The 16,424-nt window shown below is 74.7% G+C and carries 17 protein-coding genes; 5 read left to right on the top strand and 12 right to left on the bottom strand.

All coding sequences use genetic code 11. The features are described from left to right. From ACFZBX_RS25340 to ACFZBX_RS25315, 6 genes are all read right to left on the bottom strand, one after another. Entirely contained in the window at nt 1-654 is a 654-nt protein-coding gene (locus ACFZBX_RS25340; RefSeq protein ID WP_391536079.1) for a DUF2269 domain-containing protein, read from the bottom strand. Nucleotides 655-876: 222 nt separating this feature from the next. After that, on the bottom strand, nt 877-1,515 hold the full coding sequence (locus ACFZBX_RS25335) for an NAD(P)-dependent oxidoreductase (protein WP_391536078.1): 639 nt from the start codon (nt 1,513-1,515) through the stop codon (nt 877-879). Between the two features lie 100 nt (nt 1,516-1,615). Then, on the bottom strand, nt 1,616-2,245 hold the full coding sequence (locus tag ACFZBX_RS25330) for an NAD(P)-dependent oxidoreductase (RefSeq protein WP_391536077.1): 630 nt from the start codon (nt 2,243-2,245) through the stop codon (nt 1,616-1,618). A gap of 76 nt (nt 2,246-2,321) precedes the next feature. Continuing rightward, entirely contained in the window at nt 2,322-3,953 is a 1,632-nt protein-coding gene (locus tag ACFZBX_RS25325) for a PQQ-binding-like beta-propeller repeat protein (protein ID WP_391536076.1), read from the bottom strand. Nucleotides 3,954-3,984: 31 nt separating this feature from the next. Next, on the bottom strand, nt 3,985-4,803 hold the full coding sequence (locus ACFZBX_RS25320) for an NAD(P)-dependent oxidoreductase (protein ID WP_391536075.1): 819 nt from the start codon (nt 4,801-4,803) through the stop codon (nt 3,985-3,987). A 441-nt stretch (nt 4,804-5,244) separates the two neighbouring features. Next, a complete protein-coding gene (locus ACFZBX_RS25315) occupies nt 5,245-6,948 on the bottom strand; it encodes an MDR family MFS transporter (RefSeq protein WP_391536074.1) in 1,704 nt (567 codons plus the stop codon). Nucleotides 6,949-7,115: 167 nt separating this feature from the next. On the opposite strand from ACFZBX_RS25315, the gene ACFZBX_RS25310 reads away from it, so the two are divergent. Together ACFZBX_RS25310 and ACFZBX_RS25305 are read left to right on the top strand one after the other, a co-directional pair. Continuing rightward, on the top strand, nt 7,116-7,928 hold the full coding sequence (locus tag ACFZBX_RS25310) for an SDR family NAD(P)-dependent oxidoreductase (protein ID WP_391536073.1): 813 nt from the start codon (nt 7,116-7,118) through the stop codon (nt 7,926-7,928). A 65-nt stretch (nt 7,929-7,993) separates the two neighbouring features. Then, nucleotides 7,994-8,848 carry a GNAT family N-acetyltransferase gene (locus ACFZBX_RS25305; protein ID WP_391536072.1) on the top strand — a complete coding sequence of 285 codons (855 nt, stop codon included), beginning with the start codon at nt 7,994-7,996 and terminating at the stop codon, nt 8,846-8,848. A 176-nt stretch (nt 8,849-9,024) separates the two neighbouring features. Here the strand turns inward: ACFZBX_RS25305 and ACFZBX_RS25300 are convergent, their stop codons facing one another. Both ACFZBX_RS25300 and ACFZBX_RS25295 read right to left on the bottom strand, forming a co-directional pair. Then, entirely contained in the window at nt 9,025-10,074 is a 1,050-nt protein-coding gene (locus tag ACFZBX_RS25300) for a methyltransferase (protein WP_391536071.1), read from the bottom strand. Between the two features lie 145 nt (nt 10,075-10,219). Next, nucleotides 10,220-11,284, bottom strand: coding sequence for an RCC1 domain-containing protein (locus ACFZBX_RS25295; RefSeq protein WP_391536070.1), 1,065 nt, complete (start codon nt 11,282-11,284; stop codon nt 10,220-10,222). Here ACFZBX_RS25295 and ACFZBX_RS25290 point away from each other — a divergent pair. The 3 genes from ACFZBX_RS25290 to ACFZBX_RS25280 all read left to right on the top strand — a co-directional run bounded on the left by ACFZBX_RS25290 (nt 11,264) and on the right by ACFZBX_RS25280 (nt 12,825). Next, on the top strand, nt 11,264-11,509 hold the full coding sequence (locus tag ACFZBX_RS25290; RefSeq protein ID WP_391536069.1) for an SDR family oxidoreductase: 246 nt from the start codon (nt 11,264-11,266) through the stop codon (nt 11,507-11,509). The genes ACFZBX_RS25295 and ACFZBX_RS25290 overlap by 21 nt on opposite strands. A gap of 61 nt (nt 11,510-11,570) precedes the next feature. Further along, complete coding sequence (locus ACFZBX_RS25285; protein WP_391536068.1) at nt 11,571-11,951, top strand: SchA/CurD-like domain-containing protein; 381 nt, start codon at nt 11,571-11,573, stop codon at nt 11,949-11,951. A gap of 1 nt (nt 11,952) precedes the next feature. Next, nucleotides 11,953-12,825, top strand: coding sequence for an LLM class flavin-dependent oxidoreductase (locus ACFZBX_RS25280; protein ID WP_391536067.1), 873 nt, complete (start codon nt 11,953-11,955; stop codon nt 12,823-12,825). Between the two features lie 117 nt (nt 12,826-12,942). Here the strand turns inward: ACFZBX_RS25280 and ACFZBX_RS25275 are convergent, their stop codons facing one another. From ACFZBX_RS25275 to ACFZBX_RS25260, 4 genes are all read right to left on the bottom strand, one after another. Then, complete coding sequence (locus ACFZBX_RS25275) at nt 12,943-13,578, bottom strand: TetR/AcrR family transcriptional regulator (RefSeq protein ID WP_391536066.1); 636 nt, start codon at nt 13,576-13,578, stop codon at nt 12,943-12,945. A gap of 166 nt (nt 13,579-13,744) precedes the next feature. Further along, entirely contained in the window at nt 13,745-14,251 is a 507-nt protein-coding gene (locus ACFZBX_RS25270) for a quercetin 2,3-dioxygenase (RefSeq protein WP_391536065.1), read from the bottom strand. Between the two features lie 85 nt (nt 14,252-14,336). Next, the gene (locus ACFZBX_RS25265) at nt 14,337-15,314 is read right to left on the bottom strand and encodes an alpha-ketoacid dehydrogenase subunit beta (protein WP_391536064.1); all 978 of its coding nucleotides are present in this window, start codon (nt 15,312-15,314) and stop codon (nt 14,337-14,339) included. A gap of 23 nt (nt 15,315-15,337) precedes the next feature. Beyond that, a complete protein-coding gene (locus tag ACFZBX_RS25260) occupies nt 15,338-16,324 on the bottom strand; it encodes a thiamine pyrophosphate-dependent dehydrogenase E1 component subunit alpha (RefSeq protein WP_391536063.1) in 987 nt (328 codons plus the stop codon). Nucleotides 16,325-16,424: the final 100 nt, after the last annotated feature.

Genomic DNA, 16,424 nt, shown 5'->3' with positions numbered 1-16,424 from the left:
TCACCGCCCGGGCGCCGCGTCGGCGGCCCGGCCGGTTCGGGCGGCGCGGGCCTCGGCGGCCAGCCGCCGGCCGCGCCCGGTCATCCCCCAGGGCTTGACCACCGAGAGCACGGTGGCGGTCAGATAGACGAGCAGCGCCACCGAGGGGGCGATCACCAGGACGTGCGGGGCGCGGCCGTCCGGTGGGACGGTGCCGGCGGCGACCTGGCCGGCCGCGTCGTGGATGAAGGCGCGCAGCGCGAGGATCGAGGCCAGGGTGGCGGCCAGGGTGAGCCAGAACTTGGTGGCGACCCAGTAGTGGCGCAGCAGCCCCCAGGTGGTGCCGAGGGACAGCAGCAGGCCGGAGAGCAGCGAGAGCAGGCTGACCGGGATCAGCAGCCAGTCGGCGAAGATCCGCTGGGCCAGGTAGGCGGCGCGCACGGTGTCGGGGTCGTCGGAGAAGCGGCCGGCGATGCCGAGGGCGAGTACGCCGGCGGTCAGGCCGAGCCAGCCGACCGAACTGGCGACGTGCACGACCAGCCAGACCCGGCGGGCGCGCCGGGGCAGCCGCAGGCGCCCGGCGGGGGCCGTCGGGGCCGCGGGCGGCGCCCCCGCCGCTGGCCCGGACGGGGGCGCGGGGGTGTCGGCGGCGGACGGACCGGGAGGTGTGGGCATCGGCTGTGCTCCGGAGGGGCGAGGGGCGACGCGGGCCACGGGCCGGCGGCCACCGGGGTGGATGGTGTGCGGCCGCCGGCCCACGGCTCGGGTGATCCGCGGGATCGGCTCCACTCTGCCCGGTCCGCGGGGGTCGGGCATCGCACCGCGGGAGTAGCCGGCCCTACCGCTCGTTGAGTACGCGCTGCGGGTGGCCGCGGCCGTCGGCCGGCAGGCGGGCGGTCAGTACGCGACCTCGACGACCGCGCGACGGGCGGCCGGGTCGTCGAGCGCGCCGAGCAGATAGTGCGCGAGGTCGGCGCGGGATATCGACCAGGCGCCGGGCAGCCGCCGTCCGGCCGCCGTGCGGTAGCGGCCGCGGGCCCGGCCGGCGGTGAGCCGGGCGGCCCGGACCAGCGTCCAGTCCAGCTCGGTGTCGGCCAGCAGCAGCCGCTCCATCCGCGCCATGTCGGCGTAGGGCCGGCGGAGCACCGGGTGCAGCATCCAGGAGGTGAGCGCGCGACGGGCCGGGTCGGCGGGCCAGGGCGGCAGGCTCATGCCGGTCGTGGAGACGCAGAGCACGCGGGTCACCCCAGCCGCGTGCATGGCCTTGAGGATGTGGCCGGTACCGGCCGAGTAGACGGTGGTGGCGGCCCGGCTGTAGCCGATGCCGAGCGCGGAGACCACCGCGTCCGCGCCCTCGACGGCGCGGGCCACCGCCCGCGGGTCGAGGACGTCGCCCTGCCGGATGGTGGTCGGCCGGGCGTCGACCAGGGCCAGCGGGTCGCGGGCGAAGGCCACGGTGGAGTGCCCGGCCGCGCCGGCCAGTTCCAGGAAGCGGCGGCCGGTGCCGCCGGTCGCGCCGAAGACGGCGATGTTCACGGTGGGGTTCCCCTCGGTCGGCGGTGGTGGTGCCCCTGCGGCGCGCGGCCGGCCCGCGCCGCGGATGTGCCGCGGGCGGGCCGGCCTCCGCCGGGGGTCATCAGTTGGCCACCTCGACGCGCCGGCCGTAGGTCGCGGTGTCATCCAGATGGGTGACGATGTAGTCGGCGACGTTCGCCCGGGCGATGCGCGAGGCCTTGGCGATGTGACCGCCCACCACCGCCTGGTAGTCGGGCGTCGCCGGACCGTCGGTGAGCATCGGCACCCGGACGATCGTCCAGTCCAGCGGGCTGGCCTCGACCTCGTCCTCCATCCGGCCGAGGTCGAGGTGGATGTTGCGGTAGACCCGGTCCACCACGAACTCGGCGACGAAGCGCTGCATCGCCGGCAGGTGCTTGGTCTCCAGGCCCGCCGAGGACATCGTGATCAGCCGGCGCACCCCGCCCGCCCGGGCGGCCGCGATGATGTTGCGCACGCCCTCGGAGAACACCGTCGTGGTGGTGCGGCTGGTCACGCCCAGCGCCACCACCACGGCGTCCTTGCCCTCCAGCGGGCCGGCCAGCGAGCCGGCGTCGAACACGTCGCCGCGCGCCTTGGTCAGCCGATCGTGCTCCACCGGCAGCTTGGCCGGGTCGCGCAGCAGGGCGGTGACGCCGTGCTTGTTCTCCAGGGCCTTCTCGACCACCAGCCGACCGGTCCGGCCGGCCGCTCCCACCACGACGATCTCCATGACTTCCTCCTTGCCGGGGCCGGCGGCAACTTGGCTTCGCCGGCCGTGAGTTGACCTTCGCTTGCGCCGACGCGTCCTACCGTAGGGAAAACGCGAGCAGCGCGCCGCCCGATGCGCTCGGGTACTGCGGGTAGTACGCCGCCTGGACGTAGAGCATGCCGTCGGCGACCACCGCTCCCCCGCCGCCGGAGAGCGCCGTGCCGTGCGCCGGGACACCGTTGACCGTGGCGAAGTCGCGGACCACGTCGTACTGCCAGAGCACCGCGCCGGTGCTCGCCGAGAAGACCCGCATCTTGCCGTCCGCGCCGCCCTCGTAGACCAGGCCGCGGCTGACGCTCACGGCGGGGGTGAAGGCGCGCCGGCAGAGCTCCGGGTAGGCGGCGGCGCCGCCCCACCGGCAGCCGTCCGCCGGGCTCTCGGTCTGCCAGAGGGTCGCGCCGGTCGCCGGGTCGAGCGCGTACAGGGTGCCGGGGTCGGCGAACCAGGTGGCGACGTAGAGCCGGTGCCCGTCGTAGCCGGTGCCCCACTGGATGCCCGAGCTGCCGCCCTTGGTGTTGGGGTCGGCGACCACCGCGCGGTCCCACACCTTGGCGCCGGTCAGCGCGTCGTAGACGTGGTAGACGCCGTTCTTCTGGCCGATGCCGACCACCCGGCGCTCGCCGATGCTGAAGACGTTGGCGCCGGCGCCGAAGTCCCAGTCGTGGTCGGTGCCGTCGGCCTTGCCGGGGCAGTAGGCCTCGGCACCGGGGATGCCGCAGGCGACGGTGAACGTGTCCGGGAAGACCTCCTGGGCGCGCCAGCGGACGGCGCCGGTGGCGGCGTTCAGGGCGAGCACCGAGTCGGTGTCGCCGCCCGCGCCGGAGTAGTTCTGGCCGGTGCCGACGTAGACGGTGCCGCTCTCCCGGTCGACCACCGGTGAGCTCCAGACGGCGACGCCGGAGGGCTCGTAGCGGTTGGCACCGTTCGGCCAGGTGCCGGCCGGCTGCGGCTCGGGGCTGGTCCAGTGCCGCCAAGTGAGCTGTCCGGTCGACGCGTTGACGGCGACGACCGAGCCGCGGAACGTGCAGCAGGGGTAGCTCAGGTCGAAAGTGGCGCCGGATTCCCTGCTGGACACGCCGACGTACACCTGGCCGTTGTACACCAGCGGCGAGCTGGTGATCTGGGCCTGCGGGTGGCTGTCGAGCCGCAGCGACCAGCGCAGCGCGCCGCTCCGGCGGTCGAGCGCGTACAGGTGGCCGCGGTTGTCGCCGAAGTAGACGGTGTCGCCCTCGACGGCCGGGCTGCTGCGCACCGGGTCGGGGTCGGTGACGGAGTGGGCGCCGGCCACCGGGGCGACGTCGAAGGTCCAGCGGGCCGCGCCGGTCCGGGCGTCCAGGGCGTGGAAGGTGCCCTCGGCGCCGCCGACGTACAGGGTTCCGTCCACCACGGCGGGCTGGCTGCCGAGGTAGACGCCGGAGACCTTGGCGTGGCCGAAGACCCACTTCAGGCCGAGGCCGCCGACGGTGGCCGGGGTGATCCGGTACTCCTGGCCGTTGAACCGGCTGCCGGCCGGATCGAACTGCCAGCCGCTCCAGTTGCCGGGACGCGGGCGGGCCCCGGCGTCCTCGGCGCCGGCGCCGTTGGTGGCGGCGAGCAGCACGAGGGCGGTCAGCAGGGCCACCAGGCCGGTGCCGAACCCGGCCACCCGGGGCCGTCTGGACTGGGACACGTGGATCAACTCCTCGATGAGGTCGAGTGGTTCACGTACGGTCCGGGGTGCCGGCCAGTCCGGCGGCGGCCTCCGCGTGGGAGAGCACGGCGGCGCAGTCCAGCTCGCCGAGACCGGCCTCGGCGGCGGCGACGAGCGTCTCGTGGGTGGTGTCGCAGACGGGGGTGGCGACGCCCAGGCGGCCGGCCTCGGCGGTGGCCAGCCGGAGGTCCTTGCGCATCAGGTCGAGCCTGAACTGCGGCTCCCCGTAGGCCCGGCGGCGCATCACACCGGCCTTGTAGCGCATCACCGGGGAGCTGAATCCGCTCTCGCTGATCATCGACAGGGCGAGCTCGCGGTCGATGCCGGCCCGCTGGGCCAGCGTCACGGACTCGGCGAGCACCTGCATCTCGACGCCCATCAGCACATTGAGCATGACCTTGGCGGTGGCGCCCAAACCGCTCGGGCCGAGGTGGCGGACCTCCTTGGCGAGCGGCTCCAGCACCGGGCCGAGCCGCTCGAAGACCTCGGCGGACCCGCCGACCATGAAGCGCAGTTCGCCGTCCGCGGCGTGCCGGCCGTTGCCGATGACGCAGGCGTCCGCACCGGCGCGACCGAGGCCCGCGACGCGGTCGGCCACCGAGCGGGCGAAGTCCGGGGAGACGGTGCTGGTGTCCATCACGACGCCGTGCGCGGGCAGCGTCTCCAGCACCCCGCCGGCGCCGAACAACTGCTCCTCGACGGCCGCCTCCGAGGCGAGACTGAGGATCACCACGTCCACCCGCGCGGCCAGCCCGGCCGGGGTGGCGGCGACCTCCGCGCCGCGGGCGGCGTACGGCGCGGCGCGCTCGGGGGTGCGGTTGTGGACCACGATCCGGTGGCCCCGGTCGCAGCCGGGAGGCCATCCCGCCGCCCATCACGCCGAGACCGATGACGCCGATCCTGGTCGCCGGGGGTGCGCCGGGGGCGGCGGCGGGCGGGAGGTCCCGGGAGAGTGCACGCCGCCGGCTGGGTATGTCGGCCATGGAGTCGACCCGCTTCCTGGTGGCTGGTCGCGCCGGGGATCCCGGCGCTCGGAGTGCGGTGGGGAAGCCGTGCCAGGCACCCCGCCCCACCGCGGCCGGGGTGTCGACTGCCCGTCAAGCCTAGCGGGTGAACACTCACTCCGCGATGGCTTCCGACGTCCGTTCGAGCCGTTCCCGGTGCTGATGTGCCGTCAATTCCTTTGCAGGACAAGCCTCCTCTCCCACCACCCGGGGTAGCGGTGGGAGAGGGGAGGCCGAGTCGACCGGCTCCGGCCCGACCTTCGCCGTCAGCCGGCTGCGGTCTCCGGTCGGCCGCCGGCGGCGGGTCCGGCGGGTCCGCCGGACTGGGCACCCGGGGTACCGGCGGCACCCTGGCCCTGCCACTGGCCGCCACCGGGGCCGCCCTGGCCCTGCTGCTGCCCGCCGGGGCCACCGGGGCCGCCCTGACCGCCGGGGCCCCTGCCGCCCGGCGCGCCCATCGGCGCCCGCATCGGCCGCTCCTGGAGGAAGACCACCACCAGGGCGCCGATCAGCGCGATGACCATGCCGGTCAGATAGACCGTGTGCAGCGACTCGGCCAGCGCGGCGGCGACACCGTCACGCACCGCCGGCGCCTGCGCCCTGACCTTGGCCGGAGCGGTCAGCAGGCCGTCCGTGCCGAGCCGCGCCAGGGCGTCGGCGGGCACCTTCTTCGGCAGCCAGTCGCGCAGCTGCGAGTTGAGGACGGCGCCGAAGATGGTCACGCCCATGGCGCCGCCCAGCGAGCGGAAGAAGTTCGCCGCGGCCGTCGCCACACCCAACTGCCGCATCTCGACGGAGTTCTGCACCGCCACGATGAGCACCTGGGTGACCAGGCCGAAGCCGATGCCGAAGACCGCCAGGAAGACGCCGGCGGCGACCTCCGAGGAGTCCGCCTTGAGCGTCGACATCAGGTAGAGGCCGAGGGCCATCACCAGCAGGCCCACGATCGGGAACAGCTTGTACCGGCCGGTCTTCTCGACCACCTTGCCGGAGAGGGTCAGGCTGGCCACGGTGGCGAGCATCATCGGGACCAGCAGCAGGCCGGATTCGGTGGCGCTGTCACCGTTGGCGACCTGGAGGAAGAGCGGGGTGTAGACCGTCGCCACGAACAGCGAGACCGAGGTGAGGAAGAGGCCGAGGGTGGCCACCAGGACCACCGGGTCCTTGAACAGCGCCAGCGGGACGACCGGTTCGGCGGCCCGCTTCTCCTGCCACACGAAGCCGGCGAGCAGCACCACGGCGAGCACCAGCAGGCCGATGATCTGCGCCGAGCCCCAGGAGTACTGGTCACCGGCCCAGACCGAGACCAGCAGCACCGAGACGATGGCGGCGCTGAGCAGCGCCGAGCCCAGGTAGTCCAGCTGCTTCTTCTGCTTGTTGACCGGCAGCTTCAGCACCGAGCCGACGATCAGCAGCGCGACCACGCCGATCGGCAGGTTGATGTAGAAGATCCACGGCCAGGACAGGTGGTCGACGAAGGCGCCGCCGATCAGCGGGCCGACCACGCCGGCGACCACGAAGCAGGACTGCGCGTAGCCCTGCCACTTGCCGCGCTCGCGCGGCGGGACCAGCTCCGCGATGAGCGCCATGGCCAGCGCCATCAGACCGCCCGCGCCGAGCCCCTGGAGCGTGCGGAAGCCGATCAGCTGGCCGATGTTGCCGGAGATCCCGGACAGCGCCGAGCCGAGCAGGAAGATCGCGATGGCCGACTGGAACATCAGCTTGCGGCCGTAGAGGTCGCCCAGCTTGCCCCAGAGCGGCGTGGCCGCGGTGGCGGCCAGCATGTAGGCGGTGACGACCCAGGCCAGGTGGGTCACGCCGCCGAGGTCACCGGCGATGGTCGGCAGTGCCGTCGCCACGATCGTCTGGTCCAGGGCCGCCAGGAACATGGCGAGCACCAGGGCGGCGAAGATCGTCAAGAAGGTCTTGCGTGGCACTTCCGGGGCGGGTGCGGGGTACGGGGCGCTCATGGGTACTCCTCGAGGAGGCGCTCGCCGACTCGGAGTCCTTGCTCCGAGCTTGAATTCGTATAGACTATACAATCAAAATTAGCCGTCAAGAGCCAACGTCAAGGGTGGCCACCGGCCGCCCGGAGGGGCAGCTAACGATGAGTCAACTCCAGGGGAAGATCGCACTCGTGACCGGTTCGACCTCGGGCATCGGCGCGGCCGCGGCGGCCGCGCTGGCCGCCGCCGGGGCGCACGTGGTGGTCTCCGGCCGCCGCTCCGGGCTGGGCGGATCCGTCGTGGAGCGGATCCGCGAGAAGGGCGGGCTCGCGGAGTTCATCGCCGCCGACGTCACCGTCGAGGATGACGTCGCCCGGCTGGTGGGTACCACGGTCGAGCGACACGGACGACTGGACATCGCCTTCAACAACGCGGGCGGCGGCGGGGCGTTCGGCCCGCTGGACCGTGTCCCGGCGGAGGCCTTCAACGAGGTGATCGCCGTCAACCTGATCGGCACCTACCACTCGCTCAAGCACGAGATCGCCGCGATGCGGGCGAACGGCGGCGGCAGCATCATCAACAACGCCTCCACCGCCGGCGTCCAGGGCACCGCCTTCGGCCTGGGCGCGTACACCGCGGCCAAGCACGGAGTGGTCGGCCTGACCCGGGCCACCGCACTGGAGGCGGGCCCGGCCGGCATCCGGGTGAACGCCCTGATCACCGGACCGGTGGACACCGAGGACTTCCGCCGGCGGGTCGGCGGCCAGCCCGGTGCGCTGGAGCGGGCCGGGGCGGCCACCGCGCTGGGGCGGATCGCCACCGAGGAGGAGGTCGCCCACGCGGTGGTCTTCCTCTCCAGCGACGCGGCGAGTTTCGTCACCGGCTCGCTGTTCGGGCTGGAGGGCGGCATGACGGCCGGCGTCACGGCCGGGGCGATGGGCCGTCCCGGCGGCGGCGCCCCGGGGCAGGGCGGCCCCGGTGCCGGACGACCGGGCGCGAACTGACCGGAACGCATTCCCCGGAGCGCCGCGCCATTGCCAGCACACCACCCCCGGGATACTTTTTCGGCATGCTCGTTAAAACCACGAGGAACATCGAAGAGTTCATCTCGGAAACCGGCGAGTGGACGGCCGGGAACCCGGTCGGGAATTCCATCCTGCTGACCATGATGGCGGGTGCGAAGCACCGCCCGCCGACTGCCCCGCCGATCAACTGGAGCCGGGTCGAGGACCCGGACTCCGGTGCGGCGCCGGTGGTCGGCGTGGCGGCCTTCACCCCGCCGCACCTGGTCGTGCTGAGCGGGATGCCGGACGCCGCCGCGGCCGCCCTGGGCGCCGGACTGGGCACCGGGCCGGACCTCCTGCCGGGCGTGATCGGACCGGACCGCGCGGCCGCGGCGTTCGCCGCCGCGTGGTCCGGGGCCACCGGCCGCCCCGCTCGGCCCGGCCGGCGCGAGCGGGTGCTCCGGCTGGACGGCCCACCGCTGCCGTCCGGCCGCCCGGCGCCGTCCGGCCAGGTCAGGGCCGCCGAGGTCGCCGAGACGGAGCTGTTCACCGGCTGGTGCCTGGAGGCCGCGCACGGCGCCGGGCTCAGCCGGGAGACCGCTCGGCGCTCGGTCCAGGGGCAGATCCGCGGCGGCCTGCTGCGGGTCTGGGAGGACGGCGGCCGCCCGGTCGCCGTCCTGGGCCGGACCGCCGCCGTCGCCGGCGTGGTCCGGTACAACCCGATGTACGTCGAGACCGGCGTCCGCCGCGGCGGCTACGGGCGGGCGCTGCTCGCCGAGGTGCTGACCGCGGTGCACTCCGGCGACGGCGCGCCGGTCGGCCTGGCGGTCACCGCCGACGGGAACAGTGCGATCCGGACGCTCTTCGAATCCTTCGGGTTCCGGCCGTCCGGCGGTCTCTCCGAATACCGTTTCGACTGAACGGCGCACCCCTCCGGGGAATTCCCGGAGGAAAACCGCGGGGCCCGGGTCCGCATCGGATCCGGGCCCTTTTCCGGTCCCTGCGAAAAGGCCCGGCCCCCGGAAATTCCGGGGGCCGTTCCCGCGTTCCCCTCCTGCGTTCCGCGGCGCTCGGCCGGGTGGCTCGGTCCGGCGGCTCAGTCCAGCGGGTCCGGGTCCGGGACGGCCTCCAGCAGCGAGAAGGCCGTCCCGGTCGGCACCACCCGGTTCAGCCGGTAGCCGCCGCGCCGGAAGACCTCGGCGAACTGCTCCTCGGTGCGCACCTCGCCGCTCATGGTGACCAGCATGACCAGGTCGAAGTTCTTCACGAACCGTGGCACTCCCTCGCTGTGCACCAGCTCGGCCGCCACGAAGCGGGCGCCCGGCGAGGCCTCGCGGCACCGGCGCAGCAGCCGGACCAGCGCCTCGTCCGGCCAGGAGTGCCAGACCTGCTTGGTGACGTACGCGCCGATCCCGGCCGGGACCCCGGCGAAGAAGTCGACCGGCTGGAACTCCAGCCGGCCCTGCTCGGCCAGCCCGGCGACCTCCGGCCGGCTCCTGGCCTGCTCGATCACGCTCGGCAGGTCGGCCAGCACGCCGCGGCCGAGGGCGTCGTACTTGTGCAGGATCGCGGCCAGGTAGGTGCCCTGCCCGCCACCGAGGTCGCAGACCGCACCGGCCTCGGCGAACCCGGGGTACGCGGAGACCAGGGCGTCGGCGAGCGCGTCGGTGAAGTCGGTCATCGCCTGGTTGAACGTCGCGGCGGCGGCCGGGTTGCGCTGGAGCCAGGGCCAGAGCGCGGTGCCGTGCACCTTCTCGAAGCCGGGCTTCCCGGTCGCCAGGCTGTGGTCCAGCGCGCCCCAGGAGGACCAGAGCCATTCGGCACCGACCATCCGGGCCATCGCGTCCATCGACCCGGGCACACCCGGGCGGAGCAGTTCGGACAGCCCGGTGTTGGCGAAGAGGCCGGGCTCGGTCTCCTCGAAGACGCCGTCCTCGGCGAGCAGCGTGAGCACCTTGGCCAGCGGGCCGGCCGCCACCCCGGCGCGCTCGGCGAGTTCGGCGGCCGGCAGCGGGCCGTCGGCGAGCAGCTCGGCGATCCCGAACTCGGCGGCCAGCGCCAGGCAGCGCGGGGTGGACGGGAACATCAATTCGGAGAGGAACACCGCGCCGGCCGAGGCAGGGGCGGTCTGGGATACGGCGGTCATGGGGTGGGGCCTCCCTGCGGGAACCTGGCCGGGGGCGGACGGCGCCCCGGCCGGGGTCGGCGGTCATGGGTGGGCGGGCCGGACAGGCCCGCGCCGGGCGGCCCCGGACGGGCGGGGCCGCCCGGCGTTCGCACGGGTCCTGGCCTCAGCCCAGCAGGGCGAAGCCGAAGCCGCCGCCCGGGTTGGCCATGAACTTGTTGGTCGGCGGGATCTCGCCGCCGGCGGCGACGCCCACCGCCGGGCCGGTCAGCGCGATCGGGGCCGGGGTGGGGACGATCCGGACCTGCCCGGCGGCCAGCTGGCCCCAGTTGTTCCAGCCCCAGCCCCGCACCGAGCCGTCGGCCAGCAGCGCCAGCGTGTGCCCGCCGTTGCCGGGGGCCGCGTCGGTGCCGCCGCCGCCGGCCGCGATCGCCTTGACGCCGCTCAGGCCGGGCACCGGGGCCGGCACCGCGCGGTCGACGGTGGTGCCGTCGCCGAGCTGGCCGCCGTCGTTGAGGCCCCAGGCCCAGACGGTGCCGTCGGCCAGCAGCGCCACCGTGTGGTGGTAGGCGCCGACCAGCCGGGCGACCGGGTGCAGGCCGGTGAGCCTCTGCGGGGCGGGGCGGTCGACGGTGGTGCCGTCGCCGAGCTGGCCGCGGTCGTTGAAGCCCCAGACCGAGGCGCTGCCGTCGGCGTGCACGACCATGCTGTGGCCGCCGCCGGCGCTCATCCGGACGGCCGGCTCCAGACCCTCGACCACGGCCGGGCGCGGCCGGCAGTCGAAGGAGGCGGTCATGTAGGAGCGGACGATCCGGCCCTCGCGGGTCGAGCCGGGGCCGTCGCCGAGCTGGCCGCGGTCGTCGCGGCCCCAGGACCAGACGGTGCCGTCGGCCTTGAGCGCCAGGTTGTGGGCGCCGCCGACCGCGAGGTCGACGACGTCCTCCAGGCCGTCGACCCGCACCGGGACGGGCTGCACGCCGAACTCGGCCTCGCCGAGCGCGCAGAAGAAGCCGGCGCCCCAGGCCCAGACGGTGCCGTCCTCCAGCAGGGCGGCGCTGTGGCCGCCGCCGGCACCGGCGGTGCGGACCCGGCCGGGCAGTCCGACGGTCCGCACCGGGGCGGCCCGGTTCTCGGTGGAGCCGTCGCCGAGCTGGCCGAAGGCGTTGCGGCCGAAGCCCCAGAGCTCGCCGTCGCCGGTGACGGCCAGCGCGTGGCCGCTGCCGGCCGCCACCCGGACGACGTTCTCCAGGCCCTTGACCTCCTGCGCGGTGGCCCGGTTGACGGTGCCGCCGCAAACCCCGAGTTCATGCGGATGGTGCTCGGCCGGATCCCGCTGGGCCGCACCGCCGAGCTGCACGAGGTGGCCGACGCCGTCGCCTTCCTCGCCTCGCCACGGGCCGGCTTCATCACCGGCCAGATGCTGTACGTGGACGGCGGCGTCACCGCCAGCCAGTGACGGCGCCCGCCCCTCCCCCACCGACGGGCCGAGCCCGGCCCCGAACCGTCAGGAGACGACCGTGAGCACGTGGCACGCGCTGTACTACCCGCTGCTGCCGGGCAGCGAGGACACCGTCAAGGAGCTGTTCCGCAAGAGCGGGCGCCCGGACTTCGACGTCCGGACGCCCGACGGCACCGTGGTCGGCAGGCTCCTCGGCACCCAGGCCTTCGTGGGCAGGGAGCTGGCCGTCCGGGTGATCGAGATCGAGGGCCCGCTGCCGCTGGTGGCCGCCCACATGAGCCAGCAGCCAGCCGTTCGCGACTTCGAGCGGGAGCTGGAGAAGCACCTCGCCGTTCCGCGCGACATGACCAGCCGGGAGGGCGCGCAGGCCTTCTTCCGGCTGGCCTCGATGGAGAACGTGCTCTCCCGCCGCCACGACCGGCCGATCGAGGGTGAGTGAGATGAAGGTCGGGATCGGACTGCCGACCTCGCTGGCCGGCGCGGTCGGCGCCGACGTGGTCGCCTGGGCCCGGCTAGCCGAGGAGTCCGGGTTCTCCACGCTCGGCATCATCGACCGGCTGGTGCACACCAGTTGGGAGCCGCTCACCACGCTGGCGGCGGCCGCCGCGGTGACCCGGCGGATCGGCCTGGCGACCAGCATCCTCGTCTCGCCGCTGCGCGGCAACACCGCGCTGCTGGCCAAGCAGGCGGCCACCGTGGACCGGCTCTCCCATGGGCGGCTGACCCTCGGCCTGGCGGTCGGCTCGCGCCAGGACGACTTCGAGGTCGGCCGGGTGGAGAAGGCCGGCCGGGGCGCCCGGACCGGCACCCAGGTGGCCGAGCTGCGCCGGCACTGGGCCGACGCGCAGTCCGGCCGGGAGCCGGCGGTCGGCCCGGCCCCGGTCCGGCCGGACGGGCCGGAGCTGATCCTGGGCGGGCACTCCCCGGCCGCACTGCGGCGGGCCGCCCGGCTGGCGGACGGCTGGATCGGCGGCGGCACCGGGCCGGTGATGTTCGCCCCGGGCGCCGAGGCGCTGCGCGAGCAGTGGGCGGCCGAGGGCCGGACGGGCACGCCGCGGCTGGTGGCCCTGGCGTACTTCGCGCTCGGTGAGGACGCCGGGAAGCACACCGAGGGCTACCTGCGGTCGTACTACAGGGACGCCGGGCCGTTCGTGGACCACATCCTGCGCGGCGCGGCCGACAACCCGGGCAGGCTGCGCGGGCTGGTCGGCAGGTACACCGAGGCGGGCTGCGACGAGCTGCTGCTGATGCCGTGCGCCGGGGACCTCGGCCAGGTCACGGCAGCGGCCCGGGTCCTGGGTCTCCGGGGCTGAACCGCGGCACACCACCCGGGGGCGGACGGCGATCGCAGCCGTCCGCCCCCGGGTGGTGTGCCGAAAAAGCCCGCCGCCCGGTACTGCTCACCGGGCGACGGGCTGGTCCTCGCCCGCTCAGCGGGCCTTGGTGCGGCTCTTCGCGGGCGCCGCCGGCCGCTCGGCCGGGGCCAGCGTCCGCCAGACCTGCCGGACGAACGCCTCGGCCTCGCGCAGCGCCTCCGACCCGCCCGACGGGGCGGCGAACACACTCCCGTACGCGGCCAGGTAGCAGGCGCCGAGCAGGAGTTGGGCCGCCGCCACCGGGTCGGCGTCCCGGCTGACCAGATCGGCCCGCTGGGCCCGCCGCAGGTAGTCCGCCAGGAGTTCGGCGGCCCGGTGCGGCCCCGCGTTGTTGGCCCGCATCCACTCCCGGTGGCGGTCGAGCAGCTTGGGCTCGGCGAAGACGGACAGCAGCATCGGCATCGACTCGCGGTAGAAGGCGAGCGCCTCCTCGGCCACCTGCTGCAGGGCCGCCCGCACCTCGCCCTCGCTGGTGACCTCCTCGGGCAGCGTCCGCAGCACCGGCAGCAGGCCGGGCAGCCGCTCGGCGAGGACGGCCAGGAAGACGTCCTCCTTGCTGCGGAAGTGCCGGTAGATGGTGCCCTCGGAGCAGCCCGCCACCTCGGCGATCTCCTTGGTGGTGCAGCGGGCCAGGCCGAGGTCCCGGATCACCCGCTCGGCGGCGTCGACGATCTGCTCGCGCATACTCATGAAGGCTCCGAGGGGGAAGGGGCGGCCGGTTGCGAGCCGGCCGCGGCTGCGGAGGGGTACTCGAAGAATAGCGTGCAGGTGAGTGCCCGCTCACAGGCTTCGACCAGCACGCCGGCCCCACCGCCCGCGGAGGGCGACGGGGCCGGCGAGGGGTCGGCGGCACCGGTCAGCGCGGCGGCCCGGCGGGCCCGCCAGGACCGGGCGGCGGCCCGACCAACTGGACGCCGAGCGGCTCCAGTTCGCCGATCAGCCGGGCGAAGTCCGGCGGGCCCTGGAGCGGCGGCGGCAGTTCCGGGCGGGTGGCCGGCTCGCCGGTCCGGAAGAACCACTCCTCGAACCCGGCCGGGGTGCCCAGCACCAGGAACCGGGTCCCCTCGGTCTCCACCCGGTACTGGTGGGCGATGCCGCGCGGAGCGAAGACCGTCGCGCCCGGGCCGACCTTGTGCTCGTCGTCACCGATCCGCAGCACCATCTCGCCCTCCTGGACGATGAAGAACTCGTCCTCGCGGGTGTGCAGGTGGACCGGCGAGGCGTAGCCGGCCGGGGACAGCTGCTCGGCGAGCCAGAACTGCCCGCCGGTCTCGGCGCCGGTCGCCTTGAACGTCAGCAGCGCGCCGACGTGCCAGATGGCGCGCCCCTCGTCGGGCCGCTTCACGAACGGTTGGGACGTCACTCGGTTCCTCCTCGGTCGGCGGGGCCCGCGGCCGGGCCCGGCGGCACAGCGGTACGGAAACTGATGGACGGTCGGATTCGGCTGCTCAGGCCGCGGTCCGCACCGGCCCGGTGGCGCGCACGGCGGTCACCACCTGGTCCGGGCCCGGCGCGAAGGCGTCCTCCAGCTCGGGACTGAACGGCACCGGCGCGTGCGGCCCGGTGACCATCCGGACCGGCCCGCGCAGCGCGGCGAAGCGGTCCTGCGCGACCTGCGCGGCGATGTCGGCGGCCAGGCTGCACCGGGGGTGGGCCTCGGCCACCACGACCAGCCGCCCGGTCCGCTCCACGCTGCCGTAGATGGTCGAGGTGTCCAGCGGGGACAGCGTCCGCGGGTCGATCACCTCGACCTCCACGCCCTCGGCGGCGAGTTGCCCGGCGGCGGCGAGCGCGACCGAGACCATCCGGCCGACCGCCACCACCGTGCAGTCCGTCCCGGGCCGGACCACCTTGGCCGAGCCGAGCGGGATCGCGTAGGGCTCCTCGGGGACGCCGCCGGGCACGAAGTAGAGCATCTTGTGCTCCAGGAACAGCACCGGGTCGTCGTCCACCAGGGCCTGCGCCATCAGCCCCTTGGCGTCGTACGGGCTGGACGGCGCGACCACCTTGAGACCGGGCAGGTGGACGAAGAGCGGGTGCAGCGCCTGCGAGTGCTGGGCGCCGCGGCGCAGGCCGGTGCCCCACATGGCGCGCAGCACCAGCGGCACGGAGATCCGGCCGCCGGCCATGTAGCGCAGCTTGGCGGCCTGGTTGGCGATCTGGTCGAAGCAGACGGTGGCGAAGTCGACGAAGAGCAGGTCGACCACCGGGCGCAGGCCGGTCGCGGCGGCGCCGACCGCGGCGCCGACGAAGGCGGCCTCGGTGATCGGCATGTCGAGCACGCGGTCCGGGAACTCGCGGTGCAGTCCCTTGGTCGGGCCCCAGGCGTTGGTGCTGTCCTCGCCCATGAGGACCACCGAGCGGTCGAAGCGCATCTGCTGGGCCAGTGCCTCGCCGATCGCCTGCTGGTACGTGATGGTGCGCACGTGGATCCCTCCTTGGGGGCGGGTCAGCGGGTGTAGACGTGGTCGAGCAGGCTGCGCGGGTCGGCCGTGAACGGCCCGGCGGCGGCGGCGACGGCGGCCTCGACGAGCGCGGCGGCGTCCCGGTCGATCCGGTCGAGTTCGAAGGCGGCGGGTCCGGGCACGGTGCCGTCGGCGATCCGGGAGCGGAGCAGCAGCAGCGGGTCGGAGTCGTTGCGCAGCCGCTCCGGGTCGGCGCCGGGGCGGTAGGACTGGTCGTCCCAGAGCTCCATGTGGCCGTGGAAGCGCTCGGCCCGGAACTCCAGCACGGTCGGGCCGCCGCCGTCCCGGGCGCGGCGGACGGCCTCGGTGGTGGCGGCGTGCACGGCGAGCACGTCGTAGCCGTCGACCACCGCACCGGGGATGCCGAAGCCGGCCGCGCGCTGGGCCATGTCGGTGCCGGAGAAGTGCCGGTCGGCGGGGGTCGCCTGGGCGAAGCCGTTGTTCTCGACGGCGAAGACCACCGGCAGGTCGAGCATCCGGGCCAGCACCAGGCTCTCCAGCACGGCGCCCTGGTTGGCGCCGCCGTCGCCGGTGAAGGCCACCGCCACCTGCCCGGTGCCCTGCTGGCGGGCCGTCAGCGCCGCGCCGCAGGCGAGCGGGACGCCGCCGCCGGCCAGGCCGTTGGCGCCGAGCATGCCGCGGTCGAAGTCCGCGATGTGCATCGAGCCGCCCTTGCCGCCGCAGATTCCGTCGGGGCGGCCGTGCAGTTCCTTCATCATCGCCTCGACGTCGCAGCCCTTGGCGATCGCGTGGCCGTGGCCGCGGTGGGTGCTGGCGAGGTAGTCGTCGGGGGCGAGGGCCGCGCACACGCCGGCGGCGACGGCCTCCTGCCCGCTGTAGAGGTGGACCGCGCCGGGGAGGTTCTTCGCGAGGCCGTGCAGGCGGTCCTCGAAGGCCCGGATCACGCTCATCGTCCGGTAGATCTCGGCGATCTGATTGAGCGTCAGATCGGTGGTGCGGGATGTGCCCATGGGTCGCCTCCTCGGCTCTCCGGGGGACGCCGGCGGGGCGTCGCGCGCCTCGTTCGCCGGTCGTGCTCGTGGCCCGACTCCATGAGGGTAAGTGCTCACT

It is taken from the genome of Kitasatospora sp. NPDC008115, from assembly GCF_042957205.1.
GTDB lineage: Bacteria > Actinomycetota > Actinomycetes > Streptomycetales > Streptomycetaceae > Kitasatospora.
Note: the sequence above shows the minus strand (reverse complement) of the source record. Positions and strands in the feature narration are given on the sequence as shown.

What these genes read in the sequence shown, in the direction of transcription:
- ACFZBX_RS25340 (WP_391536079.1), bottom strand. Translation starts at nt 654, where the DNA reads ATGCCCACACCTCCCGGTCCGTCCGCCGCCGACACCCCCGCGCCCCCG.
- ACFZBX_RS25330 (WP_391536077.1), bottom strand. Translation starts at nt 2,245, where the DNA reads ATGGAGATCGTCGTGGTGGGAGCGGCCGGCCGGACCGGTCGGCTGGTG.
- ACFZBX_RS25315 (WP_391536074.1), bottom strand. Translation starts at nt 6,948, where the DNA reads ATGAGCGCCCCGTACCCCGCACCCGCCCCGGAAGTGCCACGCAAGACC.
- ACFZBX_RS25305 (WP_391536072.1), top strand. Translation starts at nt 7,994, where the DNA reads ATGCTCGTTAAAACCACGAGGAACATCGAAGAGTTCATCTCGGAAACC.
- ACFZBX_RS25300 (WP_391536071.1), bottom strand. Translation starts at nt 10,074, where the DNA reads ATGACCGCCGTATCCCAGACCGCCCCTGCCTCGGCCGGCGCGGTGTTC.
- ACFZBX_RS25280 (WP_391536067.1), top strand. Translation starts at nt 11,953, where the DNA reads ATGAAGGTCGGGATCGGACTGCCGACCTCGCTGGCCGGCGCGGTCGGC.
- ACFZBX_RS25275 (WP_391536066.1), bottom strand. Translation starts at nt 13,578, where the DNA reads ATGAGTATGCGCGAGCAGATCGTCGACGCCGCCGAGCGGGTGATCCGG.
- ACFZBX_RS25260 (WP_391536063.1), bottom strand. Translation starts at nt 16,324, where the DNA reads ATGGGCACATCCCGCACCACCGATCTGACGCTCAATCAGATCGCCGAG.